This window comes from Paenibacillus sp. FSL H8-0457 (genome assembly GCF_038051935.1).
GTDB classification, from domain to species: domain Bacteria; phylum Bacillota; class Bacilli; order Paenibacillales; family Paenibacillaceae; genus Paenibacillus_AQ; species Paenibacillus_AQ lautus_A.
In genome coordinates, this window is sequence record NZ_CP150293.1 from 5,597,247 (window position 1) to 5,621,008 (window position 23,762).

At 53.8% G+C, this 23,762-nt stretch carries 26 protein-coding genes; 12 read left to right on the plus strand and 14 right to left on the minus strand.

Annotated elements, in window-relative coordinates; all coding sequences use genetic code 11:
• Positions 1 to 75: 75 nt before the first annotated feature.
• From MHI43_RS24935 to MHI43_RS24955, 5 genes are all read right to left on the minus strand, one after another.
• Entirely contained in the window at positions 76 to 1,059 is a 984-nt protein-coding gene (locus MHI43_RS24935; protein ID WP_015736987.1) for an acetyl-CoA carboxylase carboxyltransferase subunit alpha, read from the minus strand.
• Complete coding sequence (gene accD, locus MHI43_RS24940; RefSeq protein ID WP_009595062.1) at positions 1,059 to 1,952, minus strand: acetyl-CoA carboxylase, carboxyltransferase subunit beta; 894 nt, start codon at positions 1,950 to 1,952, stop codon at positions 1,059 to 1,061. Before accD ends, MHI43_RS24935 begins: the two co-directional genes overlap by 1 nt.
• 92 nt (positions 1,953 to 2,044) lie before the next feature.
• Positions 2,045 to 2,233 carry a hypothetical protein gene (locus tag MHI43_RS24945; RefSeq protein ID WP_006212044.1) on the minus strand — a complete coding sequence of 63 codons (189 nt, stop codon included), beginning with the start codon at positions 2,231 to 2,233 and terminating at the stop codon, positions 2,045 to 2,047.
• A 156-nt stretch (positions 2,234 to 2,389) separates the two neighbouring features.
• Positions 2,390 to 2,884 carry a phosphatidylglycerophosphatase A gene (locus tag MHI43_RS24950; RefSeq protein ID WP_036659792.1) on the minus strand — a complete coding sequence of 165 codons (495 nt, stop codon included), beginning with the start codon at positions 2,882 to 2,884 and terminating at the stop codon, positions 2,390 to 2,392.
• A gap of 146 nt (positions 2,885 to 3,030) precedes the next feature.
• Positions 3,031 to 6,756: a DNA polymerase III subunit alpha gene (locus MHI43_RS24955; RefSeq protein ID WP_036659794.1), complete on the minus strand. Its 3,726-nt coding sequence runs from the start codon at positions 6,754 to 6,756 to the stop codon at positions 3,031 to 3,033.
• A 178-nt stretch (positions 6,757 to 6,934) separates the two neighbouring features.
• Between MHI43_RS24955 and MHI43_RS24960 the strand changes: the two genes are divergently transcribed.
• The 3 genes from MHI43_RS24960 (at position 6,935) to MHI43_RS24970 (ending at position 8,150) form a co-directional block, all read left to right on the plus strand.
• A complete protein-coding gene (locus MHI43_RS24960) occupies positions 6,935 to 7,261 on the plus strand; it encodes a YtrH family sporulation protein (RefSeq protein ID WP_009595060.1) in 327 nt (108 codons plus the stop codon).
• Between the two features lie 3 nt (positions 7,262 to 7,264).
• Complete coding sequence (locus tag MHI43_RS24965) at positions 7,265 to 7,768, plus strand: hypothetical protein (RefSeq protein ID WP_009595061.1); 504 nt, start codon at positions 7,265 to 7,267, stop codon at positions 7,766 to 7,768.
• Positions 7,769 to 7,838: 70 nt separating this feature from the next.
• Positions 7,839 to 8,150: a YtpI family protein gene (locus MHI43_RS24970; protein ID WP_036659797.1), complete on the plus strand. Its 312-nt coding sequence runs from the start codon at positions 7,839 to 7,841 to the stop codon at positions 8,148 to 8,150.
• Positions 8,151 to 8,234: 84 nt separating this feature from the next.
• On the opposite strand, the gene MHI43_RS24975 is transcribed toward MHI43_RS24970, so the two are convergent.
• The 4 genes from MHI43_RS24975 to MHI43_RS24990 all read right to left on the minus strand — a co-directional run bounded on the left by MHI43_RS24975 (position 8,235) and on the right by MHI43_RS24990 (position 11,767).
• Positions 8,235 to 9,569: a DRTGG domain-containing protein gene (locus MHI43_RS24975; RefSeq protein ID WP_036659800.1), complete on the minus strand. Its 1,335-nt coding sequence runs from the start codon at positions 9,567 to 9,569 to the stop codon at positions 8,235 to 8,237.
• A gap of 179 nt (positions 9,570 to 9,748) precedes the next feature.
• Positions 9,749 to 10,036: a hypothetical protein gene (locus tag MHI43_RS24980; RefSeq protein ID WP_015736991.1), complete on the minus strand. Its 288-nt coding sequence runs from the start codon at positions 10,034 to 10,036 to the stop codon at positions 9,749 to 9,751.
• A 141-nt stretch (positions 10,037 to 10,177) separates the two neighbouring features.
• Positions 10,178 to 10,525, minus strand: coding sequence for a YlbF family regulator (locus MHI43_RS24985; RefSeq protein ID WP_009595776.1), 348 nt, complete (start codon positions 10,523 to 10,525; stop codon positions 10,178 to 10,180).
• 75 nt (positions 10,526 to 10,600) lie between these two features.
• Positions 10,601 to 11,767: a DUF445 family protein gene (locus MHI43_RS24990; protein WP_015736993.1), complete on the minus strand. Its 1,167-nt coding sequence runs from the start codon at positions 11,765 to 11,767 to the stop codon at positions 10,601 to 10,603.
• 136 nt (positions 11,768 to 11,903) lie between these two features.
• On the opposite strand from MHI43_RS24990, the gene MHI43_RS24995 reads away from it, so the two are divergent.
• The 6 genes from MHI43_RS24995 to MHI43_RS25020 are packed head-to-tail and all read left to right on the plus strand — an operon-like array spanning position 11,904 to position 18,598.
• Positions 11,904 to 13,298, plus strand: a complete 1,395-nt coding sequence (locus tag MHI43_RS24995) for a YheC/YheD family protein (RefSeq protein WP_015736994.1) — start codon at positions 11,904 to 11,906, stop codon at positions 13,296 to 13,298.
• 14 nt (positions 13,299 to 13,312) lie between these two features.
• Complete coding sequence (locus MHI43_RS25000) at positions 13,313 to 14,449, plus strand: YheC/YheD family protein (RefSeq protein WP_036659803.1); 1,137 nt, start codon at positions 13,313 to 13,315, stop codon at positions 14,447 to 14,449.
• Complete coding sequence (locus MHI43_RS25005) at positions 14,446 to 15,813, plus strand: YheC/YheD family protein (protein WP_015736996.1); 1,368 nt, start codon at positions 14,446 to 14,448, stop codon at positions 15,811 to 15,813. Before MHI43_RS25000 ends, MHI43_RS25005 begins: the two co-directional genes overlap by 4 nt.
• Before the next feature lie 3 nt (positions 15,814 to 15,816).
• Complete coding sequence (locus MHI43_RS25010; protein WP_015736997.1) at positions 15,817 to 16,923, plus strand: YheC/YheD family protein; 1,107 nt, start codon at positions 15,817 to 15,819, stop codon at positions 16,921 to 16,923.
• 53 nt (positions 16,924 to 16,976) lie between these two features.
• Positions 16,977 to 17,501 carry a GNAT family N-acetyltransferase gene (locus tag MHI43_RS25015; protein ID WP_036659806.1) on the plus strand — a complete coding sequence of 175 codons (525 nt, stop codon included), beginning with the start codon at positions 16,977 to 16,979 and terminating at the stop codon, positions 17,499 to 17,501.
• Positions 17,483 to 18,598 (plus strand): YheC/YheD family protein, encoded by a 1,116-nt coding sequence (locus MHI43_RS25020; RefSeq protein ID WP_036659808.1) that lies wholly within the window; start codon positions 17,483 to 17,485, stop codon positions 18,596 to 18,598. The genes MHI43_RS25015 and MHI43_RS25020 overlap by 19 nt, the downstream gene beginning before the upstream one ends.
• 109 nt (positions 18,599 to 18,707) lie before the next feature.
• Here MHI43_RS25020 and MHI43_RS25025 read toward each other — a convergent pair whose 3' ends face one another.
• Positions 18,708 to 19,394: an HAD hydrolase-like protein gene (locus tag MHI43_RS25025; protein WP_036659811.1), complete on the minus strand. Its 687-nt coding sequence runs from the start codon at positions 19,392 to 19,394 to the stop codon at positions 18,708 to 18,710.
• A 183-nt stretch (positions 19,395 to 19,577) separates the two neighbouring features.
• On the opposite strand from MHI43_RS25025, the gene MHI43_RS25030 reads away from it, so the two are divergent.
• Positions 19,578 to 19,862 (plus strand): hypothetical protein, encoded by a 285-nt coding sequence (locus tag MHI43_RS25030; RefSeq protein WP_235201614.1) that lies wholly within the window; start codon positions 19,578 to 19,580, stop codon positions 19,860 to 19,862.
• 15 nt (positions 19,863 to 19,877) lie between these two features.
• On the opposite strand, the gene MHI43_RS25035 is transcribed toward MHI43_RS25030, so the two are convergent.
• A complete protein-coding gene (locus tag MHI43_RS25035) occupies positions 19,878 to 20,087 on the minus strand; it encodes a DUF5957 family protein (protein WP_036659813.1) in 210 nt (69 codons plus the stop codon).
• A gap of 7 nt (positions 20,088 to 20,094) precedes the next feature.
• The gene (locus tag MHI43_RS25040) at positions 20,095 to 20,487 is read right to left on the minus strand and encodes a DUF6220 domain-containing protein (protein ID WP_036659815.1); all 393 of its coding nucleotides are present in this window, start codon (positions 20,485 to 20,487) and stop codon (positions 20,095 to 20,097) included.
• Between the two features lie 180 nt (positions 20,488 to 20,667).
• On the opposite strand from MHI43_RS25040, the gene MHI43_RS25045 reads away from it, so the two are divergent.
• Together MHI43_RS25045 and MHI43_RS25050 are read left to right on the plus strand one after the other, a co-directional pair.
• Entirely contained in the window at positions 20,668 to 21,354 is a 687-nt protein-coding gene (locus MHI43_RS25045; protein WP_036659817.1) for a response regulator transcription factor, read from the plus strand.
• Positions 21,351 to 22,721 carry an ATP-binding protein gene (locus MHI43_RS25050; protein ID WP_036659825.1) on the plus strand — a complete coding sequence of 457 codons (1,371 nt, stop codon included), beginning with the start codon at positions 21,351 to 21,353 and terminating at the stop codon, positions 22,719 to 22,721. The genes MHI43_RS25045 and MHI43_RS25050 overlap by 4 nt, the downstream gene beginning before the upstream one ends.
• Before the next feature lie 101 nt (positions 22,722 to 22,822).
• On the opposite strand, the gene MHI43_RS25055 is transcribed toward MHI43_RS25050, so the two are convergent.
• Together MHI43_RS25055 and MHI43_RS25060 are read right to left on the minus strand one after the other, a co-directional pair.
• Positions 22,823 to 23,392 carry a manganese catalase family protein gene (locus tag MHI43_RS25055; RefSeq protein ID WP_036659827.1) on the minus strand — a complete coding sequence of 190 codons (570 nt, stop codon included), beginning with the start codon at positions 23,390 to 23,392 and terminating at the stop codon, positions 22,823 to 22,825.
• 90 nt (positions 23,393 to 23,482) lie between these two features.
• Positions 23,483 to 23,758 carry a spore coat protein CotJB gene (locus MHI43_RS25060; RefSeq protein WP_036659829.1) on the minus strand — a complete coding sequence of 92 codons (276 nt, stop codon included), beginning with the start codon at positions 23,756 to 23,758 and terminating at the stop codon, positions 23,483 to 23,485.
• Positions 23,759 to 23,762 lie beyond the last annotated feature (4 nt).

The window sequence follows — 23,762 nt, forward strand, 5'->3', positions numbered from 1 at the left end:
CCAACAACTAAATCTACTACAAAAAGTCTCATTTGTATAGGAACTTTGTCATATCGTCACATACTCATTAGACTTTTAGAGGATAACGTCTTCCGGTTCCGCCTTCGCAAAGTCGAATTCGCCGATCTTGCGGAATTTGCGGTACCGGTCTTCCTTCAGCTCGCAGGCATCCATCACGGACAGCTCCTTCAGCTGGCTGATCAGGGCGCTCCGAATGGCAGCGGCCGTCTCCTCGTAGTTACGGTGTGCACCGCCCTTAGGCTCAGGAATGATCTCCTCGATGACTTCCATTTCCAGCAGGTCTTTGGCGGTGATCTTCATCGCTTCCGCGGCCTGGTCCGCCTTGGACGCATCCTTCCATAGAATGGATGCCGCGCCGTTCGGCGAGATGGCGGAATAGATGGCGTGCTCCAGCATCAGCACGCGATTGCCTACAGCCATCGCAAGAGCACCGCCGCTTCCACCTTCGCCGATGACCACACAAACAACAGGCACCCCAAGAGACGACATCTCCCGCAAATTGCGGGCGATCGCCTCGGACTGACCTCTTTCTTCTGCTGTATTACCCGGATATGCGCCTTTTGTATCAATAAACGTGATAATGGGGCGCTTGAACTTGTTCGCCTGCTGCATAAGCCGCAGGGCTTTTCGGAAGCCTTCCGGATGCGGACTTCCGAAGAAACGGGCGATGTTGTCCTTCGTGTCTTTGCCGCGCTGCTGGCCGACCACCGTGACCGGAACGCCGTCAAGTTTGGCCAAGCCGCCGACGATGGCAAGGTCGTCCCCGTAGAGACGGTCTCCATGCAGCTCGATGAAATCCGTAAAGATCAGCTGGATCAGATCAAGCGACGTCGGCCGCTGCTGATGACGGGCCAGATGCATTTTCTGGGAAGGCGAAATCGAGGAATAAATCTCTTCCTCCAAACGACTATATCGTTCTTCCAGGCGGGCGATTTCATCCGTGAAATCGATCCCTTTTTCCTGTCCGAATTGTTTCAATTCATCTATCTTCTTGCGCATTTCGGCAAGTGGCATTTCAAAAGGCAATTCGCCTGACATCAGAATCCCCCTTTCACGGTATGCATCTCCAGCAGCTTACCAAGCATGGAGCGCATATCTTTCCGATGAATAACCATGTCAAGCTGACCATGCGCCAAATTGAACTCCGCTGTCTGGAAATCGTCCGGCAGCTTCTGGCGAATGGTCTGTTCAATAACGATACGGCCCGCAAAGCCGAATACGGCTCCCGGCTCGGCGATGTTGATATCGCCAAGCGTCGCAAAGCTGGCGGACACGCCGCCGGTCGTCGGATCCGTGATCACTGAAATGTAGAGCCCGCCGAGTTCATTGAACCTGGACAGGGCCGCGCTTGTTTTGGCCATCTGCATCAAACTGAGAATGCTCTCCTGCATCCGGGCGCCGCCGGAAGTGGAGAAAATAATGAGCGGTAAACGCTTGTCCGTCGCAAACTCGATCGCACGGGTGATTTTTTCCCCAACGACGGAGCCCATGCTTCCCGTGAAGAAGTCAAAACTCATCACGGCCACCACAACGGGCTGGCCCAGAATGGAGCCTTGGCCGGTAATCACCGCATCATGCAGTCCGGATTTCATCTTCTGCTGCTCCAGCTTGGCCGCATATCCCGGAAACTTGAGCGGGTCCACCGAGATCATCTCCGCGTCAAACTCTTCAAAGCCTGTCTCATCCAGCGTCATGGCAATCCGCTCAACCGCGTTCAGGCGCATATGATGCCCGCACTCCTGACACACCTTCAGATTCTTCTCAAGCTCTTTGCTGTATTGAATGGTGCCGCACTTGGCACACTTATTCATCAGACCTTCCGGAATTTCCCGTTTCGGGCGTTCGCCTTCCTGAGGCTGCCCTGCCGTCCCAAGTCGTTCCGATGGGATCGTTGCGTATTTTCTTTTTTTCTGAAACAAGTCTTTAAACACAACTACACCTCTCCAGCCGTAAATTTGAATGGCCGCCGCAATAGCACATCGCCGATCCGTACGCTAAGCTTCGCTATGTAACCCAGATGAAACTAGGGGTGCAATATCGAATTCAACACTTCCTGTACTTCCTCAAGCTCTCCGGAGGGTACCAAAATCTCAAACTGCTGTTTGGAAAGATTCACAGGACGGCTTTGAACCAAAAACCCTTCTTCCGTTAGCCTGGTCTTGATCATTTCCGCCACCTTTGCAGTTGGCGCAATATAGATAACCGTCCACATGCCTTTCAGATCCCCCTAATCTCGTCCCACAGGCATATCCTGAGCCGATATAATGGATAATGATAACATACTTCAGTTTTTACCTCAACAAAGAGAGCAGGGGGCTGAAAGCCAAATCCGTACCCTTATGCAGCGATTCGACAACACTCGCGCAAATCAGTCAGATCCCGCGGTATAATGGGCCGCATCGGGATTGTTATGCGCGATTCGCGAGGAAGCGGCGGCGGCAATGCCTGCAACGAGATCATCCAGAAACACATGAATCCCGTCCGTTTTTTCATTTAATATCTCAATCACGCCAATTTTTTCTTTATCCAGGTAGCCGAAGCTCGTCAGTCCAATCATGCCGTATATGCTCGTGACACCGAGCGCCATGGTCTCATCCACACCGTACAACGGTTCGTCCTGCTCCATAATTGATTGCAGCGGCTCCGGCAGCAGTTTCTTCTCCGCCAGCTCATCCAGCGCAATGCCCGTATACAGGGTATATTGCACTTCGCGCTTCCCGAGCACGGCCCGCACGCTTTCCTCGCACTGCTCGATGGTTAGCGTCGGATGGTAACGCTGTTGAAGCTTCAACACAATATCCGCGATGGAGTTTACGCTGACTCCTCTGCGGCTGAGCATGCTCTCTGCCAAGTCGATTGACACCACAAATCCCCCCCGCGTCTTTGGCCGTTGCTCTGTCACTACGGTCATCACCGTGAAGTGCTTTCTTCAGGCGAATACTCGGCCAACATTCCTGTAGTGTCCTAATTGTATGCGGGAGGGATGGGAAACGTTCTTAAATTTTCATGTCACTTCACTTTAACGGTGTCTTTGCCCAGCATGCTCTCCATTTCGGCAATGAGCTCTTGCGAAGGCTTGATCCGATAGGCATCGCTGAGCGCAAGCACCTTCTGGCTTCGTTCATAAAACAACACCGTTGCCACGGGCCCGGGATGCCGCTGCAGAAGCTCTTTCAGCTTGACCAGCATCTCCGATCGCTCCGCATCGGCCGTTATTTTCACAAACACGCGCTGCTCTGCTTTAGGATTCGATGCGCCTGCTCGAGATTCCTTCCCGGACGTTCGGTTAATGCCCGAAACTTCCTTTCCGAGCGGAGGCAGGTCTTGGCCTTTCGTGGCGGCAAGCGGCTGCGCTGAATTCAGAACGGCCTTTGGTTCGCCGCCCGAAGCCGCCTTCTTGCCGGTTGCGCCCGACGCGGCGCCCCGGCCTGCTCCCTCGGCCCTGCCTCTGCCGCCCTGCGTTCCCCGGACCTTGCTCCGCCGAACGAGCTGGCCCAGGGTCTGCGCTTCAAGCGGAGCGATTTCTTCGGCCAGCAGCTTGAAGCCTTCGTCCTGCAGCTGGACCTTCGCCCGGATCGCGAGCAGGGCGCCTTTTTCAATCAGATGCGCGCTGCGCTTCCACACTTCCGGAAAGAGAACGACCTCGCAGCGCTCGATTTGATCCTCGCACTCCATGAAGGCCATCGATTTCCCCTGTTTCGTCGTTATGGTCTTCAGCGAGACCACCATGCCGGCAACCGTAGCCATCGACTCATCCTCCGCTTCATGCAGATCCATGAGCCGATCCGCTCCAGACTCCGTCAGCGTCTCTTCAAAGCCGTCCAGCGGATGACCGGACAAATACATGCCCAGCAGCTCGCGTTCGAATTCGAGCTGCTGACTTGCGGTATAAGGCGGGATGTCCGGATATTCAATGTCCCAATTCGCGGTTTCCACGAAGTCGAAGAGCTGAATCTGAAGATCATCCCGCTCCTTTCTCCACTTCACGGCCGCTTCCACCGTTTCGTCCAGCATGGCGACCAGCTGGGAGCGGTGCCCCTGCAAGGAATCGAAGGCGCCCGCCTGGATCAGGGACTCGATCACACGCTTGTTGCATACGCGGAGGTCGACGCGGCGGCAGAAATCAAGCAGGCTTTCAAACGGCTTTTCGCGCCGGATCTCGACGATATTCTCCACCGCTTGCGTGCCGACGTTCTTGATGGCGGCAAGCCCGAATCGGATCCCGCCGCCGGCCGGAGAATCGGCCTGTTTATCGCTGCCCTCGGCAGCAGAACGGCTCATGACCGGCGTAAAATACGTCCCGCTTTCGTTGACGTCCGGCGGCATGACCTCGATATCGATGCGCCGCGCCTCCAGCACGTATTCGGCTACCTTCCGATGGCTGCCCATGACGGCTGTCAGCATGGAAGCCATGAACGGAACCGGATAGTGCGCCTTAAGATAAGCCGTCTGGAAGGCCAGCACGCCGTAAGCGGCAGCATGCGCGCGCGGGAATCCGTAGTTGGCAAACCGGACGATCATGTCGTACACGCGGTTGGCCTCATCCTCGGTATAGCCCAGCTTCAGGCTCCCTGAAACGAAGTGGCTGCGCTCGCGGTCCAGCACCTCGCGTTTCTTCTTCGATACCGCTCTGCGCAGCAGATCCGCTTCCCCGAGCGAGAAGCCCGCCATTGTCGAAGCGATCTGCATAATCTGCTCCTGGTAAACGATAATGCCATACGTATCCCCCAGAATCGGGATCAGGTCCGGATGGGGGTACTCCGGCTCGATCCGGCCGTGCTTGGCCTGAATGAACTTCGGAATAAATTCCATGGGACCCGGGCGGTACAGGGCATTCACCGATACGATATCCTCAAACACCGAAGGTTTCAGATCCTTCAGCACCCGCCGTATCCCGGCGGATTCGAGCTGAAATACGCCCGCGGTCTCCCCTCGGCCCAACATTTCGTAAGTCGCTTGGTCGTCATCCGGCACTTGTTCGAAATCAAGCTCACTGCCGGTCAATTCTTGAATCCATTTCAGCGTACGCTCGATGATCGACAGCGTCCGCAGGCCCAAAAAATCCATCTTGAGGAGCCCCACGCTCTCCAAATTCTCCATGGAATACTGCGTCAGCGCCGTCTTCTCGCTGCCTTCCTGCAGCGGCACCGCATCCGTCAAGGGCTCCCTGGAAATGACGATGCCGGCCGCATGCGTCGATGCATGGCGCGGCATGCCCTCGACCTTCATCGCCATGTCGATCAGCTCGCGTACCTTCGGCTTTGTTTCGTACTGCTCCTTCAGCTGCGGGCTTTGCTCCATCGCTCTTTCAATGCTGATGCCCAGGTGGTTAGGGATCAGCTTTGCCGCCTTGTCCACATCCCCGAACGGCACATTCAGCGCACGCCCGACGTCGCGGACGGCTGCCCTTGCGGCCATCGTACCGAACGTAATGATCTGGGCCACATGCTCTTTCCCGTATTTGTCCACCACGTAATCGATGACCTCGTCCCGGCGCTCATCGCTGAAATCGATATCGATATCCGGCATCGTGATCCGTTCCGGATTCAGGAAGCGCTCAAACAACAGCTTATATTTCATCGGATCCACATTGGTAATTTGCAGGGTATAAGCCACTAGGCTTCCTGCCGAGGAACCCCTTCCGGGTCCGACCGCGATGCCTTTCCGGTGGGCATAGGCGATGAAATCCCATACGATCAGGAAATAATCGCTGAAGCCCATGCTCTCGATAACGCCGAGCTCATAATCAAGGCGCTGCTCCAGCTCGCTGCGTTGCCCTTCATCCTGCCACCGTTCCGTTTCTTCGTAGCGTTCCCGCAATCCGCTCAGGCAGAGATCCCGCAGGTATTCCGCAGCATTCTTCCCTTCCGGAAGCGAGCTGTATTCCGGCAAAATGGATTTGCCGAACTCCAGCTCCAAATGGCACTGGTCCGCAATCTTAGCCGTATTCAATATAGCTTCAGGCACATGGGGATACAGACGCTCCATGTCGCTGCCGCTCTTCAGATAGAGCTGGTTCGTCTGAATCTGCAGCCTGTCTTCATCTTCGACCGTCTTTCCCGTGCCGATGCAGATCAGGACGTCCTGAACCTCGGCATCGTTCTCGGTCAGATAATGCACATCGTTGGTCGCTACCAGCGGAATGCCGGTCTCGCGGCTCAGCTGAATCAGCTGGGGGTTCACGCGCTTCTGCTCCGGCATGCCGTGATCCTGCAGCTCCAGGTAATAATCCTCTCCAAAAATCGCCTGGTAACGGAGCGCAGCCGCCTTGGCTTCCGCCTCGCGTCCATGAAGCAGATGCTGGGGAACCTCGCCTCCCAAGCAGGCGCTGAGACATATGATTCCTTCATGATGGGCGGCCAGCGCCTCCATATCGATTCGGGGTCTGTAATGATACCCCTCCAAATGCCCGATCGAGCACAGCTTCATTAAATTGCGATAGCCGGTCTCATTCTTGGCAAGCAAAATCAAATGATAGATCGGCTGGTCCTTGCGGCTTCCCCGCTCCTTGCGGGAGCCTGCCGTGATATAGGCCTCGCAACCGATAATCGGTTTGATGCCCTGCGCCAGGCAGGCTTTATAGAACGGAACGGCACCGTACATCACGCCATGATCCGTCAGCGCCAGCGATTTCATGCCAAGCGCCGCCGCTTCCCGCACCAGGTCACCGATACGTGCCGCTCCATCGAGCAAACTGTATTCACTATGCACGTGCAAATGCACGAAAGAGCTCATCGTAACGCCTTCCTTTCGCCGGTACATGTATATTTAAAATCAACTCAGAAATATCTTAAAAAGTCTTTATACCATTTTATCATAATCCCGCTAGGCCCGCCCATAGAATGAAACTAGGGAATACGTGGACAGGCGGTTGCCTTGACATCCACCGAGAGAAGAAAGGAGACATGAGGGCATGAGCGTTTTTTTATCCAAAGCGATTCTGGATTTTTTTATAGCCTTCGGCATCGTGCTGGGGGGGGCCATGGTGGGAGGCGTGGGCGCCGTGCTGTCCCTGCAGCCCCCGACCCTGACCATGATAGAAGTGGCCGACCGGATTAAGATATGGGCGCTTGCCGCCGCCATCGGAGGCACCATTGATCCGATGCGGGTCATTGAAAGCAACATGGTAGTCGGCAATCTATCCCCTGCCATCAAGCAGGTTTTATATCTGGGTTTTGCATTTCTTGGAGCACATATGGGCAGCGAGCTGGTCAAATGGGTGTGCTCCAGCCGGAGCTGATCCATGCGCGTACCTCCGGCCCACCGATTCCGCCCCTTCTATCAGGTCGCATCCATCTTCGTGCTGGGGATGGTCGTCGGCAGCATCCTCTACAATTCGGTTTATCATGCAGCCTACAATAAATTATGGGAAACGAATCAGGAACAGCAGCTCAAAATAACGCAGTATGAAAAAGATATCGATTCGTTAAAAAAATACAATAAACAATCCACGGTCATCAAGGAAATCAAGATCCGCAGCGAACAAAACGACAGGGAGCCTCTTGATCCCGTCATCATCAAAGAGCTCGTCAGGCTTATGAGCGACGATCTGGCTGCCCTTCGCGGCCGCAACGTGTTTGATATCGATACGGACAGCAAGCTGACCCGTTCGCTCCTCAGCGACAAAATCTATACGGTCCGGGAAAAAGATTACAAGGTCCAGATCAAGACCATGCTCGTCATGGAAGGCGTGCTGCAAATCTGGGTCGGCGTCGATCATCTGGATGCAAAGTCAACGGGATCATGATACAATACATACTATTGTAAATGATCGAATCTAACAGTATGTTACCGAATATAAAGGAGCCTTCCATTCCATGATAACCGTCATCCACTATATCCTGTACATTATCCTTGTCCTGTCCGTCGTAGCTGCCGCGCTGTATAGCATTCGCGCACGGCGAGTAGCGGATCCGGTCGACCGCGGAATCCATATGTCCATGATGAACCTCTGCATGGGCATTATGCTGGTTTCCCTTTCGCTGGTGTGCATGTTCCTGTTCAGCGGCTCCACGCCCGCTGTCATTGTAGAAGCAGCGTTTTTGGTGCTTGGCGCGTTCAATATATTTGCCGGCATTCGAAGCCGCGCCTATTACAGCAGACTGAAGAATTCACGGACGGCCGGCTGAATGAAGCTAAGTTGAAAAAAGGCATCCCGCATGGTCTACAAGACCAGCGGGGTGCCCTTTTTTATTAGTCGGGAGAGTTTCCCGTTAGCCGTGATCGATCGCCTGCATCGTCATGACCGCTTTGGCAATCAGGCTCGTCTGATGCTGGATTTCAATCTCCATCTTGCAGGTACGCCGGCTGAGCTCCAGCAATTTCGGCATAATGACAATCGGATCCTCGATCTGCACAGGCCGGATGAAATACGTCGACAGATGATCGAGGACATGATCCCAGCCGCTGATATCCTTGGCAGCCTTCACAGCCGCCTGGCTCATCACGGTGGTGAGCACCCCTTGCGAAATCGTTCCGAGTTCCGAGGCCATTTGGGGCGTGATAAAGCCGTGGAAGAACAATCGCCCTTCCTCATCCCGATCCTCCGCAATCCCGTTCCAGATCAGCTGATCGAACGTCTCGCCGAGCTGAGGCTGGTTTCGCGCATCCCGCAGTGCGCCAAGCACCTCTTTCCGGGTGACGGTGGCAAGCAGCTTGCGGTTCCGATCCACGATCGGCAGAAAATCGATCCCTTCCCACATCATGATCTGCGCGGCCGATGCAAGGGAGGTCTTCATGCTGGCCGTCACCGGATTGCGGGTCATCGCTTTCTCGATCGGCTGGGTTTCGGCCAGCCCTTCCACGTCGCGAACCCCGACGATGCCGATGACCCGGTTCCATTCGTCCGTGACCGGGTACCTGTTTTCCCCTGTCTCCTGCGAAATCCGTTTGAATTCCTGGACGGTGACGGAGTTTTTCAACTGGTGATTCTTGGGCTTATCATGGGCGATATCCTCCACCAGCATAATTTTCTTCTTAATTAAACGGTCGAAAATGGCACGGTTGATCATGGAGGCGACCGTAAACGTGTCATGTCGGGACGAGATGATAGGCAGATCCAGCTGATCCGCCAGCAGCTTCACTTCCCGGCTCGTGCCGAAACCGCCGGTAATCAGCACGCCTGCCCCCTGCTCTAACGCCAGGGAATGGGCATCTTCGCGGTTACCGACAATCATGAGGCTTCCGGCGTCGATATAGCGGATCATGGCTTCCACCTTCATCGCGCCGATCACATACTTGTGCAGGCTTTTATTCAGCCCTTCGGCACCGCCAAGCACATGTCCTTCCACGATCTCAACGACATCGGCAAACGTAAGCTGCTCGGATATGTTCCGCGGCTTCCGTTCCACGCGAACCGTACCGATCCGTTCCTTCGTGACAACGATGCCTAGGCTTTCCGCTTCCTTCACCGCCCGGTAAGCGGTCCCCTCGCTGACGCCCATCTCCTTGGCCAGCCGCCGCACCGATATTTTGCTTCCCACCTTCAAACTTTCAATATACTGAACCAACTGCTCGTGTTTTGTAATCGTATCATCCCGAACGTCCAACTGTTACACCCCCATAACACTATCTGTACTACACTGTATCTATTATATCACGTCCGCTGACGCTCCCATACCCGTCAAATCCAAAAAAACCTCCCCTCAAGGATGGCGGATGGATAATCCAGCCGCATCGGCTTCAAGGGAGGTTTTTGTTTATCGCAGCTCTCGCTGTGATCCGGCACTTAATTGGCTTCCTGGCTCTTCTGTTCCTCAGGCCATTTCAGTTCCCACTGGCTCAATTTCTCCTTGCGGATTGCGTCCAGCGCTTTCTGCTTCGCCTCATCTACTCCGATAAGATAATAGAGATGCGAACCGATCACGAGCAGGGCAAAGCCTGCCCAGACAGCACCGAACAGCGAAACCCAAGAGAACCCGCCGGAGAATGAAATGCTCGGAAGGGCGTATATCAGCATGCCGAGTGCAACCAATAAATATGCGGTGTGTTTAAACTTGTTTTTCTTTTTTTTCATTGTAAACGCAGCTCCTCTACTCTCTGAAATCTATATTTCTACTCTATGAGGAGCTTGCGCAATTTATGAGACAAGTTTTTAAAAATTTGTTCGAATTGTCTTCGAAGATAACCGCCGCACCATGGTTACAAACGAGATCGCTTAGGATTGGGCCGGTCCGTACAGATGCTGCAGGCTGTCCGATATAATCTTGTTCACGTCCTCGATAATGACGCTCAGACGCCGCTCGGCGTCAAACAGACGGCGAATGTTCAGGTTCAGGCTCAGCACCTCGAACTGCTTCTCCATCTTCTCCATTTCCTCTTGGGCCGGCATGTCTCCGGACATCATGCGCTGTTGAAGCTCCATCTGACGCTGACGGAAATCGTCCAGCATGCGTCTGCTCTCCGGATCCGCATCCACGAGTTTCATCGCGGATGTAATCTCTTCTACCTCCTGGCTCTCCTTCATTGCTTTTGCCAAATCATGCGCTTTGTCATAAATGTTCATTCTTGGTTCCTCCCCTATATTCGGCTAAGAAGCCGTTTTGTTCGTTCGCTTTGCCACATCTTAACTCTTAACATCTCATCTCCACAGTATCGTCAGCAGCGATTGGAGTAATCCAATGATCCCGCCCAGCAGAACCCCGAGCCAGGTAATAGCCCTGAACTCGCGGCCGGATACGCTCAGTATGACCTCTTCCAGCCGCTCGATCGGAAATTTCTCCACCTGCTCCTGAACGAGCTGCGGCAAGTTAACGGCCTTCATCGCCCCCGGGATGCTTCGCTCCAAAAAGCCCAGCCCCTTATCGAGCATTCCTGGCAGGGCTGCCTCGATAGCCGGCATGCGCGGGCCGATCGCTTCGCCAACGCGAAGAAGCTCGATCCGCTGAATCCATGTGGACCAAGGAAGCTTGTCATCCAATGTCCGGGTCAGCCACGCAAGCCCCGGCTCATCCGATGCATGTTCGATGATATCCCCGATCGGCATTTCCCCGTAATGGGACAGCTTTCCGGAGATGATGTCCGTGATGGTCTTGCGGACCTTCTCTCCCTCCAGCTGCTGGATCAGTACAGGGGTCATCTTCTGTACCAGTTTATCCTCATCCACAAAGATTGAAGCCATCGTACCGAGAAATCCGCCCGCCTTATCGATAAGCGAAGAAGCTACGTCCGACAGCATGAGCTGCCCCTTTGCCGACAAGAGCGTATGCTTCAGCTCCTTCAGCACGGTATCGGCTGCGGCCGCGCTCCAGCCCTGGATCGTTTCCTCCGACCAGCCGGGAACGAGCTCCTTCAGCGGTTTCGCCTCAAGCCCATACCCGTGCCATATGGCAGCGGCACCTCGGGCCGTAAGCTCGCGCGCCAATTGTTCCGCCCGGACCTTCATCTGCTCCCACTGTTCGGGACTCCATACTTTCAGCGCCAAATCGCCGAAGCTCAGCTCCGATTCGCTCCATTCCTCCAGCTTCCGCCGGAGGCTTTCCTCCATCTTGCTGCGGAACACCGGCCTGCGAATCAGATCCTGCAGGCCCTCGCTTGTCACCAGGTAATCCGAAACCACATGCCCCAGCGACTCGGCAATCTCGTCCTTGCGCTTGGGGATGAGCCCCGGGGTAAAGGGTACGCGGCGGCCCAGGATGATTTTTTCTTCGCGGGGATGAAACAGCATTTTTATCGCAAAGTGGTTCGTTACGCCGCCAACAAAAGCAGCAACGCACACGTTCACCAAAATAAACAGCCAGTTCTGCATTTTCAGCACTCCTTTTTCCCGAGCAGTACAATCACCAAGGGATATATGTCCTCATATGATGCATTACATGCAATGATCAGATGAAGTCTTCGTCTGTTCACTTAAGTATCCAGTTGTTGTCGGAAGGAGATCCATCATGCGCAAATCCAAGATCAAATCCAACACCAAATCTAAGATATCGGTTCAATTAATCCGCTCAGCCCAGCTTCCGGATAACGATATCAAGCTTGGTGACCGGCTCATAAGACAGCTCCGTATCCCGACAGATTCACCGATACAGCTTGCCTTTGGCTCCTTCAAGCAGGAAATCCGCGTTACTTCAGGAGGAAAATCGAACACGCTGGCCCTAAGCCCCACCATATTCAGCAGTTCGGAACTGCTTCCTCGCACCACGATGAATGTCAGATATTATCCAACGGAAAAAATGCTGAAGCTCGGTCCGCTCATCGGTGTCATGGTCAGCCGCTTTTTACCGGATGAACCTGATAAACCTTTCGGGTCGATTTCGGCTTTCTGTTTGGAAATGGTAAACGCGGCCAAGAAACAAGGCGCATATGTGTACTTTTTCACCCCTGACATGATCGGTTCGAACCCGTCAACACTTGAAGCAATTATCTATGACGCGGGTTGGAAAAAGCGCAGCGTTCCAGCTCCGGACGTCATTAATAACCGGCTGTCTACCCGCAAACTGGAGAATAGTCCTAGCGTACAGCATTTTATGAGAGAAGTAAAATCTCGATTCGGCACCCACATCTTTAACGAGAAATTCCTCGATAAATCCGATGTCTTCGAGGCGCTCGGACCCGATGCGAAGCTCCAAAAATATTTGCCGGAATCCTATTTGCTCAGCGGTTATCCGACTCTCAAAAAAATGTGCACCACGTATCGGACGGTCTTCCTGAAACCGGTGCGGGGAAGTCTGGGAAAGGGAATCATCCGGATATCCCGGCAAGAGAACGGCCATTACCAAACGATGACGACATCTCTTGAAGGATCCAAGAAGAGCACCTACTCCTCGCTTCCAAAGCTGTTCAGCAGCTTATCCGGAAAAATAAAAAAAACGCGTTATCAAATTCAGCAAGGATTGGATTTAATCCGCATCAACCGGCGAAACGTCGATTTTCGCGCGCTTGTTCATAAAGACAAAAACGGCAAATGGGCAGTGACCTCGGTCGTGGCCCGAATTGCCGGCGGAAACCACTTTGTCTCCAATCTCGCCAGAGGCGGTACGCTATCTTCCGTCAAGGACGCGCTGGCCATGAGCAGCATTCCGTTATCCTCCAAGCAAACGGCTCCCGCCCGAATGAACCAAGCGGCGCTCGATATCGCTCATGGATTGGAGGCTGCCATTCCTTATCACTTCGGAGAGCTGGGCATCGACTTGGCGATTGATACCTCGGGACGCATTTGGCTTCTGGAGGTCAACTCCAAGCCTTCCAAAGGCGAAAACGCGCCATTGAATGCCGACTCCAAAGTAAGGCCGTCTGCCGTACGACTCGTTCAATACTGTCAATACTTGACGGGTTTGTAAAAAAGGAGAACCTTATGTCCTCAAAGATAATAGGCACCCTGGGTGTCATGGCATGCCGCAAACCGGGCTTCCCACCGTTTGCCGAGAAGCAATTTCTCCGCGAGCTAAGCTTGAAGTCCGAGGGACTCGGCATGCAGGTATTTGTTTTTTGTCCGGATGATGCCTCACCTGCTTCAGGCGCGGACAGCGCCGCGGACAGGATAAAAGGATATCGCTTCAATCCGGAAGAGGGCTGGAGCACCGGCAACTTCCCGCTTCCTGACATCGTCTATGACCGTTGCCTGCACCGAAACGGCGAGGAAACGGCCGCAGCCGGTGAACTTCTGAACCGAATGTCACAGCTTGGCGTTAAGCTGTGGTCACGCGGTCTGCCGGGCAAGCAGAAGGTTCATCAGCTGTTAAAGCGCTCCTCAGCCATCAAGCCTTATTTGCCGGCAACCTTAAGTTATACGGGAGCCGAATCCCTCAGCCGGGCTTTGCTCGCCTTTGGCGGACGTCTCTTCATGAAGCCAAGCGGAGGCTCTCAGGGCCGTCACACCTTGTACCTCGCGTTGACAGATCAACAGCGTGTCAGACTGCAAGGAAGGGATCGGAGCAACCGCATGTTCCTGCATACCATTCCCGTGCAAGAGATGAACGAATGGGTGAGAAGTTTTACCGGCCGCCGCCGGTTTATCATTCAGCCCTTCCTGAAGCTTCGCAACGGTAGCGGGCACCCATACGATATCCGGTCATTGGTTCAAAAGAATGATCGCGGCATATGGTCCGTCACAGGAATCGCTGTTAGGCAAGGAGCCGACCAAGGATTAACCTCAAACCTTCATGGCGGAGGCACGGCATTTCCCGCCCTCCCCTATCTAACGACCGATTTCGGAGAAGAAAAGGCCACGGGGATCATGCGGACCATCCGGGATTTGTCCGCTCAGCTTCCAGCTCTGCTGGAGGAAGGATTCGGCCGGCTCGGCGAGCTGGGAATCGATTTTGGCGTGGATACCAGCGGACGGGTCTGGATCCTGGAGGTCAACTCCAAACCTGGCCGACGCGCATTTACACTAACGGGAGATGGTCACGCAGCCCGGCTGTCCGTCGAACATCCGATTCAATACGCCCGTTATTTATTGCTTCGACAACTTAGGAGGGTAAATACATGAGTTTGAATTTCGGAAATATTCATTTCTCGCAGCAGCCCGAAAAAGTCGTCTTTTTATCCGGTTCGCTTCTCAAGAGCCTGGGGCTATCAAGCAAGAAATCGATAAAGCTTCGCATTGGCACCAATTCCGTGTCCGCTGCCCTGAAACCGATCGAACGGTCGGGAAAGCACATCTATTTAAGCAGCGGAGTCCGAAACAGCGTCAACGTTCCCAGACAGGGTCCTGTGTATATCCAGTCCCCCCGGGAAGGAGAACTTGAACTCGGGCCCGTGGTCGGGGTTCTGTCCGACGGCCCCCCGAATCCGTCCAGTCCTTTTGGAGCCCGCACTTCGTATATCCGGCAGCTGCTTCGCGAAGGCAACAAAAAAATGTTCGTATATGCCTTTGCCCCACGGGATATCAACTGGCAGCGCGAAACCGTTCATGCCTATATGCTTGGTTCCGGCGGCGGCTTCATTCGCAAGACCGTTCCTCTTCCTGATGTCGTTTATAACCGCCTACCGAGCCGGAAAACCGACTTCTCCCCTTTTACCAACCAACTGAGGGACCGGTTCGGCAAACGCAACATCAAATTCTTCAATTGGGCGTTCTTCAATAAATCGGATGTCTACTCGCAGCTGGACGGTGACCTGCAGGCGGGCAAATATTTGCCGGAAACCTACAACAATCCTAGTCCCGAGCGGATTAAGGATATGATGGAACGCCATCATTTCGTATATTATAAGCCTTCTGCCGGAAGTTTAGGCCTTGGCATCTACCGGTTAACCTATCTTCCCAAAAAAGGATACTATGCCCGCTATCACGGAAACGGCGGCAACACGCTGCTCAAATTCCCGAACTTTAGCAGTCTGATGCGGATGCTTCAGGCAAAGCACGGTGCCAAGCTGAAGAGCTACGTCATCCAGCAAGGAATCCGTCTCATTGAAATCGACGGATGTCCCATCGACTTCAGGTTCCATATGCATAAGAACAGCAGAAACCGTTGGGCCGTGGTCGGCATCGGCGCCAAAAAAGCCGGACGCGGCAGCGTCACCACGCATATCAAGAACGGCGGCTCGCTGATGACGCCGGAACTGGCGCTCTCCCGCGCTTTTGGAACCAGATCCCGTGAGGTGCTAGAGCGCGCCAAGGAAGCCGCCATTACGATGTCGGAAGCGATCGAGAATCACCACCCGCATCTGTTAGGGGAAATCGGGTTCGATATCGGCATAGACGATAACGAGAGAATCTGGATGTTTGAAGCGAATTCGAAGCCGGGCAGATCGATTTTCAGCCACCCTTCACTTAAAGCGGAAGGAAGAGCATCAGTCGAGCATATTTTTGATCACAGTTTGTATCTGAGCGGCTTCCACAGGGGGGAATGATTCGTGATCAGCCGAGTGGAGAGTGATGGAAGACCGGTTGTAGCAATCTTGACCATGCATGATACTCAAACCATGTTCAGAGGCAACCGGCAAAACTTTCAGGAAATCATCAAGACAGGAAAAGATATGGGGTTTCTGGTCTATGTGGTCACGGTACGCGATCTGAAGCTTGATACGGATGCTGTCAAAGGTTATATGCTGTTGAGCGACCATTCCTGGGAGCAGAGGTTATGTCCTCTGCCCCAGGTTATCTATAACCGGATTCCATACCGTGAGGATGAAGCGCTGCCGTGGGTTCGCCGCAAAATCAAGGAATGCCAAAGGCATCCCCATATCGACCTCTACAACCCACATTTCTTTAATAAGTGGAGACTGTTCGCTTGGCTGAACAAATCGCGGTTAACCAAGCAATGGACTCCTCTAACCAAGCGCTTGAAGGGGTATCCGACTTTATACGAGATGATGAAGCGGAAGCCCTACCTGTATCTAAAACCGGAGGATGGCAAAGCCGGTCAAGGAATTATGAGGATTCGGTACCAGAAAAACAAATCGCTCCCCTACCGCATCCAGATTCAGAACAACAAAAACAGTACCACGTACAAAGCGGCTTCCTTGGAAAGGCTCTGGAGCCGGGTTTATCAGGAAACCAAAGGAAGCTCATACCTTATTCAGCAGGGAATCGAGCTGGCTCAGGTCCATGGCCGCTCCTTTGATCTCCGCATTCTTGTGCAAAAGAACGATTCGGGTTCCTGGGCGGTCACGGGAATCGGAGCACGCATGGCAGGGGCCAAGAGCATAACCACGCATGTTCCCCGCGGGGGAACGATTGAGGACCCGGAGAAGCTGCTGCCGATCGTATTCGGTCCGGAACGTTCCGATGCCATCCTGGGCGAGGTTAGAAAGGCAGCCGTGCATATGGCACGGCAGATTGAGAAATGCTCCGGGCAGATCCATGGGGAGATGTCCATGGACCTCGGAATCGATAACGAAGGCATCCTTTGGTTCTTCGAGGCGAATTCAAGACCGATGAAATTTGACGAACCGGCGATCCGCAAAAAATCACTGGAGCGGATTTTTCAATATTCCGACTATCTGATCAAGCAAAAGTAAATCTTGCTCGGTCTCAAGCACCGGTCAAAGATGTACGGAAAGGAGGGGATCATGTGGAAATCTCATGTCTCTCTCTCGCAAGCCCGGAAGAATGGCCGCATGCCAGACAGCAATGCAGCGAGTTCTTCCGGCGTTACAGCAACAAGCGTCTAACCCGCGAAGGTTATCAGCGTCTGGCATCGTTATCCTACGACGAGCTGCTGCAGCCCGGCACTTCGATCGTGGCGGCAACGGTTCGGGGCGATATCGGGCGCATACCGGTGGGGATTTGCTTTGCGGCGGATTATGGAGAAAGTGCCTGTATGATTGCTGTACACCCTCTATACCGCAACCGGCAAATCGGTTCTTCCCTGATCCGCTCGCAATTATCCAGGTTCGGGCGGCTGCGATGCAAAGTGGCTGCAGATCATACGGCAAGTTTGCAAATGTGCTTTCATGCAGGGATGCAGGCCATTGCTCTTGAGCAGGGTCCGACAGGAAAACCTACGCTCATTATGAGCGGAACCCTGCCCCTGCACCAACCATTTAATGCTGACTCTATTCAAGAAGGTGAACCTCTGTGTCGAAACCCGTCTTAGGTATTATGACGCTTTACTTGGATGAACGGAAAAAGCTGGAGGAACGGCATATCTACGAGCATATGATCAAGGAAGGAAAGGCAATGGGGCTGGACGTCTACGTCTTCACCCCCGCCGAGGTCAACAGCGCCCAAGGGCTGATCAACGCCATGGAATACGACCCTGACCACCAAAGATGGAGCCGGAGGTGGCGGTCGTTTCCCGACATGATCTTTGACCGCTGCCGCATTCAAAAGAGCCCGCGCTTTCAACAGCTGCTGCGCTTTCGTTCCCGCTACCGGTACTTGCTGTTTCTGAACCGGCCGCTGCGCAACAAATGGACGATTCATCAAATACTGTCCACCAAAAAACGCTTCCGGCCCCATCTGCCGGACACCCGGATCGTTACGAGCACCAGTGACATTCACCGGATGCTCCATGTTCACCCTGTCGTTTATTTTAAGCCGATCAACGGAACGGGCGGACGCGGAATCCTGCGGATTGCGAAGGTGCCGGGCGTTACGGGCACGTATGAAATCCGGGGACGCAATTCCAATCGGAGCATCATTAAACCGAAACGAATGCCATCGGGCCATTTGGCGCAATATTTATCGGGCTGGGGCAATAAAGACCGATATCTCGTCCAAGAGGGAATACAGCTGGAGCTGTCGGACGGAAGAGTGCATGACTACCGAATGCTCGTGCAGAAAGACGGAGCCGGTCAATGGCAGGTGACCGGCTGCGTGGGACGCGTCGGGGCGCCGAAGAGCGTAACCTCCAACCTGCATGGCGGCGGAAGCGCGACGATGATGGAAGAATTGTTAAGCAAATGGATCGCAGATCCGGCAAAGCGCGCCAGCATCCGCGAGGAAGCCGATTCCCTCGGCGTGGCCATAGCCCAATTTCTGGACGGACAATATGGAGGCTTGTGCGAGCTTGCGCTGGATCTGGCAGTGGATAAAACCGGAAGGGTTCTTCTCCTGGAGGTGAACCCTAAGCCATCAAGGGAAGTATTCTCGCAGATCGGCGATATGGCTGCCTACCGCGAATCCATGGTGAAGCCCTTAGAATATGCCATGTGGGTATACAGTCAAAAAAAATCCGCGAAGAATGCTTAAGACCAAACCCTGGAGAATCGAATACTAGAATCCGAAAACACGCACAAAGGCTGTTTCCAAGAGGGTTGCATGCTACCCTTGGAAACAGCCTTTGTGACTCCTATCCAATCTACTCGGCTTGGTCATGAAGCTTCAGCAGCTGTGAAAAAGAATGGATGACAACGTCCGATCCCTTCAGCTCCTGATCCTCGCCAAAACCTGCATAGCGGCAGCCAATGACGGTTTGTCCGTTCTCTTTGCCTGCCTCCACATCCGATGACCGGTCTCCTACCATCCAGGCATCCTTGATTTCATGCTGATCCAGCAGCAATTTGACCAAATCCACCTTCGAAGCCGTTCCGTGCTCTCCGGCACTGTAGACTCCTTCAAAAAGCGGCATAAGCCCCCTCGCTTGGGAGATGCCCTTCACGTAATCCTCCAGGCCGTTGCTGGCAACAAACAATCGGACGCCGCGCCGATGAAGCTCCTCCAGCGTCTCCTTCACCTCAGGATACAAAACGGCTGCTTCATCGCTTAAACCTTCGAGCTCCAGCTGCAGCAGCAGCTCGTTTGCACGGTTATGGGCTGCCGGCGTCGCATCCGGTATGACCTTCTTCCAAATGTCTTCGAGCAGCATCCCCAGACATCCAAGCATGAGCTCCTCATCCGGCGTTTCTCCTTCGTAGTGCCCCTCTTCGCGCAGAATGTCGAACAATTTGTGATAGGCGGGCAGCAGCAGGGTCTCCGTCTGAAACAGCGTTCCATCCATGTCAAATATCATCGCTTCCGGCTTGATTAACGTAGCTGTTTTTTCCAATTTTGTCCTTCCCTTCGCTCCATATAATCTGATTCTAGTCTAATCTCCCCTCATCATATAGGAACCATATCACATCTGCAAATCCCATTCCCCCATAAATGCTGCTTTTGGTCTATATCATCATGCGTAACCAAGGAGGCTTTAAGGTTGTTATATATACAATAAGTGCGAAGAAAGGAGAGGATGAACTTGCCGGAAACAAGGGAGTCTGGTGAAGCATCGGCCATCGGGCTGCTGGAAGCCGAACTGCTGGCAGAGCTGGACCGGTATGATCCCCGTGAGCAAGCCGCCATTCTCAAGCGGATGGTTAACCGGCTTAAGAAGGGCCGATATGTCCGAAGCCCGATCGCCCTGGTGAAGGAGATGGTTCGGACGCCGCTCGTATGGTACCTGTTGTCCCTGGGGTTTGCGATACCGATCCTGTTCTATATCTTGTTCGTTTGGATCTCGCTGGCGGTTGAAGGGTAACGCCGGAACGAAGCGTTATTGTTCAAATTCCGGGCGCGGCCGCCAGATCATTAACGTAGCGGCGTACCATGCCGAGGTAACAAACGGCAGATATTTAAGACCCTTCAACCCGTCCTCGTCTCCTCCAAATACCATGTGCGACGTAATGGCGATCACTGCATTCAGAACGATCCCGCCTGCAAAACCTCCGATTAAAGCCATAACCAGCACGGCAAGGCTTCTCATGTTCGTATTACCCCTTCTGTTCCTGTCGATAGGACGGGAGTACACCACGTGCCGTATCCACGGCAAGCCAGAACAATCCGATGGCAATGACCGGATGCCATGCCCCTGCGCCAGGCAGGTTCGCCGTGAGGTATTGGCTGAAGACCAATAACAACAGAGCCAGTGATCTCCATTTATACGGGGCGGGCAGTTTGCCTGCAAAACCAAATATCAGCATGAGCAGCGGCACGATTTCAAAAAAATGGACAAACAGGGTGTGGCTTCTCCACATCGATCCGTCGTGAAACAGCGCCATGCCGGCAATAAACGTCTGAACGGCAATACAAACAACAAATAACCATGTCAGCCCTAACGAAATCCATACGGCCAGCGGTGTTTTTCTTACAGCTTGTTGCGTCATGTCGATATCCCTCTCTCGATTCAAAAATTTTTACGAGATCATCCTATCATCGAAATGTTGCGATCTTGTGATGATGGCTTGCGGATTCCGTGAAATTTTCCAATTGCGGCTGGAAACCGTATATAATGGGGTGGATTTACCGCTGAACCTAACGAATCAATGGAAAGGCAGGATGCTTGCATGGCACATACCTTGCTTCTTGTGGACGATGAACGGAAAGTCATTGAATTTATGGAGCCGTTCCTCCGGCAGGAGGGATTTCACATCATTACCGCTTCGACCGGCACGGAGGCTTTGGCCAAAGCGAGAGACGCCAAGCCGTCGCTGGTCGTATTGGATTGGATGCTGCCGGAATTAAGCGGCATTGAAGTATGCCGGGAGCTCAGAAAATCAAGCCGTGTCGGCATCATTATGGTTACCGCCCGGATTGAGGAAACCGATAAGCTGATCGGGCTGGAGGTAGGCGCAGACGATTACATGACCAAGCCCTTCTCCCTGCGGGAGCTGGCTGCGCGTATCCGGTCGGTCCTTCGCAGAATAGAAGGCGCATCGGTTACTGAAGAAATTCTTAAGCGCGGCGATTTAACGATCTCGGAAACCCAATGCCGGGTATGGAAACACGACCGGGAGATCCCGCTTACGCCTACCGAATTCAAGCTGCTCCTGACCCTTGCTTCCAGGCCTGGCGTGGTATACAGCCGTCTGCAGCTGCTTCAGGCGGCCATGGAGGATGATATCCACAATGATGAACGGACCGCGGACGCCCATATCAGCCGGATTCGCAAAAAAATCGAAGATGACCCGGCCGAGCCCGTTTTTATCAAAACGGTGTATGGATTCGGTTACCGGTTTGAGCAGCAGCCATGAGCGTGGGCCGCAAAATCTTCATCGTCCTCTCGTCGTTCATTATCGGTTTCAGCACCGTCTTCGTCCTTCTTACTTATATCGTGATCCGCGATTCCATGGATGTCATGCTGCAAACCTCGCGCGAAGAAGAGCTGGATCAGCTCCAGGACCGGCTGGTCGGCTACTACGTAAAGAATGGGCATACTTTTCGTGCCGTTCAGGATCAGGCATGGTTAGCGGACAGTCCCCGTTCGGCTGACCGCCAGGAGAGCATCCTGCTGGTATCAGGGGAACAAACGACCCTCTTGCATGAGGGGGAGGCTGTAGAGCAGCTGATCAAACGTCTGGGGGTGAAGCGGACGTTGCATGTTGAAGGCGACGCGGTCGCGGAGCTGTATTATTATGATACGGATGTGGCAAACCTGACCAAGCTTCGGATCGGCACGCCCACATCCATCATCATTCTGCTGGGCGGAGGCACCATCCTCTTCGTCCTGCTATCCCTCGGGGCGGCATACTGGATATCGCGAAGGCTCACGGCGCCCCTGCGCAAGCTCGTCCCGGCCATCGAACGCCTCGGTCAAGGCGAGTACGGCATTCAGGCCCCCGTCACCTCGGAGGACGAATACGGGAGGGTCGCCGTCGCTTTTAACGGAATGTCTTCCAAGCTCGAACAATCGGACATGGTCCGCCGCAATTTGGTGGCTGACGTCGCCCATGAGCTTCGCACACCGCTGACCATCGTGAGGGGAAAGCTGGATCTGCTTCAACAGAATCGGCAGCCGATCGAGCCCGAACTGCTGCTTCCCATCCAGGACGAATTGATTCGCTTAACCCGGCTCGTGGGTGACCTCCATCAATTATCTTTAGCTGAAGCCAAGCAGCTGCCGCTGGTTCGGAAGCCAACCGATATGGTGGTTCTGCTGAGCCAAATACAGGAACGGGTAGAGCCTGAGGCGGAGGCCAAAAACTTGTCCCTGCAACTGACCTGCGCTACGGAACGCACCTCCGTACCCGTTGATCCAAGCCGAATCACCCAGGTGTTTCTGAATCTGTTCGTCAACGCGATCCGGTATACGCCCCATGGCGGGCTTGTCCATGTTTCGCTGTTAGAGGAGTCCCCATCCGGTATGCTTCGGATTGATATTCGGGATACGGGCCCAGGGATTGAAGAAGAGCATCTTCCTTATCTCTTTAACCGCTTCTACCGCACGGATGAAGCGCGTGCGCGGCATCAAGGCGGCATGGGACTAGGTCTTGCGATTGCCAAGGAATTCATCGTGTCTCATGGAGGCACGATTCAGGCAGAGAGCAAGCCGGGGCAGGGTACCACCTTTACGGTCCGGCTGCCGTATCATGATTCGGACCAGGAGCTGCGCGGGACCTAATGGCCGCCATATCTTCCTTCCACCATAAACAGGCCCGGCCGCTATCGGCCGGGCCTGTCATGAACGATTCACTTGCAGGTGGGGCTAACGATGTACGCACCCTAGAATATTTTTTTCGTTTCCCGATCTTCCTTGATAATCTCAACGGCCTCCCGGAAGCGGAGGGAATGAATGATTTCCCGTTCCCGCAAAAATTTGAGACTGTCCTGCAAATCCACGTCGTCGGTCATGTCGATAAGCCATTGATATGTAGCGCGCGCCTTCTCTTCTGCCGCAATGTCCTCGTACAAATCCGCAATCGGATCTCCTTTGGCTTGAATATAGGTTGCCGTCCACGGTACGCCGGCGGCGTTCTCATAATACAGCGCATGATCGTGATTGGCATAGTGCGCGCCCAATCCGGCTGCCTCCAGCTCCGCCACGCTTGCATCCTTCGTCAATTTGTACACCATCGCGGCAATCATCTCGAGATGTGCGAATTCCTCGGTTCCGATATCGTTGAGCAATCCGATCACTTTGTCTGGAATCGTATACCGCTGGTTCAGATAACGCAGCGCGGCGGCCAGCTCGCCGTCAGCGCCTCCATATTGCTCCATCAAAAATTTTGCCATTCTCGGATCACATTTACTTACGCGCACCGGATACTGAAGCTTTTTTTCATATACCCACATGGGCTCTTCCGCCTCCTTGTTCTCGCTTTTCCTCTTCGTGAGGGCTGCATGCAGGTGGTGAAGCAAGCAGCAGCCCGCTGGCCAACGCCGTCAAACCTGCCAAGGCCACGGGCCTTGGGCCCATTCGAACGGATATTTGGAATAAGCACGGCCAAAATTTTGCAGGGGCCCATACAACTCCTGGAATTGCTTCGCGAGCACCGTCCTTTCCTGCGTCAGCTTGTTGAATTGCTCGATGCTCTTGAGATCATCCGGATGGGTGTCCAAATACAGGTTCAGCTCGACGAGGACAAAATCCAATGCCTGAAGCTGCTCCAGCATTTCGTAATACTTCCGATCTCCAACCTGGGGTCTTGCTTCGTTCACGGCC

Excerpts from the sequence above, each read along its gene's own strand:
- MHI43_RS25050 (WP_036659825.1), top strand. The coding sequence starts at position 21,351 with ATGAGCGTGGGCCGCAAAATCTTCATCGTCCTCTCGTCGTTCATTATC.
- MHI43_RS25030 (WP_235201614.1), top strand. The coding sequence starts at position 19,578 with ATGAACTTGCCGGAAACAAGGGAGTCTGGTGAAGCATCGGCCATCGGG.
- MHI43_RS25040 (WP_036659815.1), bottom strand. The coding sequence starts at position 20,487 with ATGACGCAACAAGCTGTAAGAAAAACACCGCTGGCCGTATGGATTTCG.
- MHI43_RS24990 (WP_015736993.1), bottom strand. The coding sequence starts at position 11,767 with ATGCAGAACTGGCTGTTTATTTTGGTGAACGTGTGCGTTGCTGCTTTT.
- MHI43_RS24955 (WP_036659794.1), bottom strand. The coding sequence starts at position 6,756 with ATGAGCTCTTTCGTGCATTTGCACGTGCATAGTGAATACAGTTTGCTC.
- MHI43_RS24995 (WP_015736994.1), top strand. The coding sequence starts at position 11,904 with ATGCGCAAATCCAAGATCAAATCCAACACCAAATCTAAGATATCGGTT.
- MHI43_RS24970 (WP_036659797.1), top strand. The coding sequence starts at position 7,839 with ATGATAACCGTCATCCACTATATCCTGTACATTATCCTTGTCCTGTCC.
- MHI43_RS25045 (WP_036659817.1), top strand. The coding sequence starts at position 20,668 with ATGGCACATACCTTGCTTCTTGTGGACGATGAACGGAAAGTCATTGAA.
- MHI43_RS25055 (WP_036659827.1), bottom strand. The coding sequence starts at position 23,392 with ATGTGGGTATATGAAAAAAAGCTTCAGTATCCGGTGCGCGTAAGTAAA.
- MHI43_RS24935 (WP_015736987.1), bottom strand. The coding sequence starts at position 1,059 with ATGTCAGGCGAATTGCCTTTTGAAATGCCACTTGCCGAAATGCGCAAG.
- MHI43_RS24960 (WP_009595060.1), top strand. The coding sequence starts at position 6,935 with ATGAGCGTTTTTTTATCCAAAGCGATTCTGGATTTTTTTATAGCCTTC.
- MHI43_RS24980 (WP_015736991.1), bottom strand. The coding sequence starts at position 10,036 with ATGAAAAAAAAGAAAAACAAGTTTAAACACACCGCATATTTATTGGTT.
- MHI43_RS25000 (WP_036659803.1), top strand. The coding sequence starts at position 13,313 with ATGTCCTCAAAGATAATAGGCACCCTGGGTGTCATGGCATGCCGCAAA.
- MHI43_RS24945 (WP_006212044.1), bottom strand. The coding sequence starts at position 2,233 with ATGTGGACGGTTATCTATATTGCGCCAACTGCAAAGGTGGCGGAAATG.
- MHI43_RS25005 (WP_015736996.1), top strand. The coding sequence starts at position 14,446 with ATGAGTTTGAATTTCGGAAATATTCATTTCTCGCAGCAGCCCGAAAAA.
- MHI43_RS24985 (WP_009595776.1), bottom strand. The coding sequence starts at position 10,525 with ATGAACATTTATGACAAAGCGCATGATTTGGCAAAAGCAATGAAGGAG.
- MHI43_RS25035 (WP_036659813.1), bottom strand. The coding sequence starts at position 20,087 with ATGAGAAGCCTTGCCGTGCTGGTTATGGCTTTAATCGGAGGTTTTGCA.
- MHI43_RS24965 (WP_009595061.1), top strand. The coding sequence starts at position 7,265 with ATGCGCGTACCTCCGGCCCACCGATTCCGCCCCTTCTATCAGGTCGCA.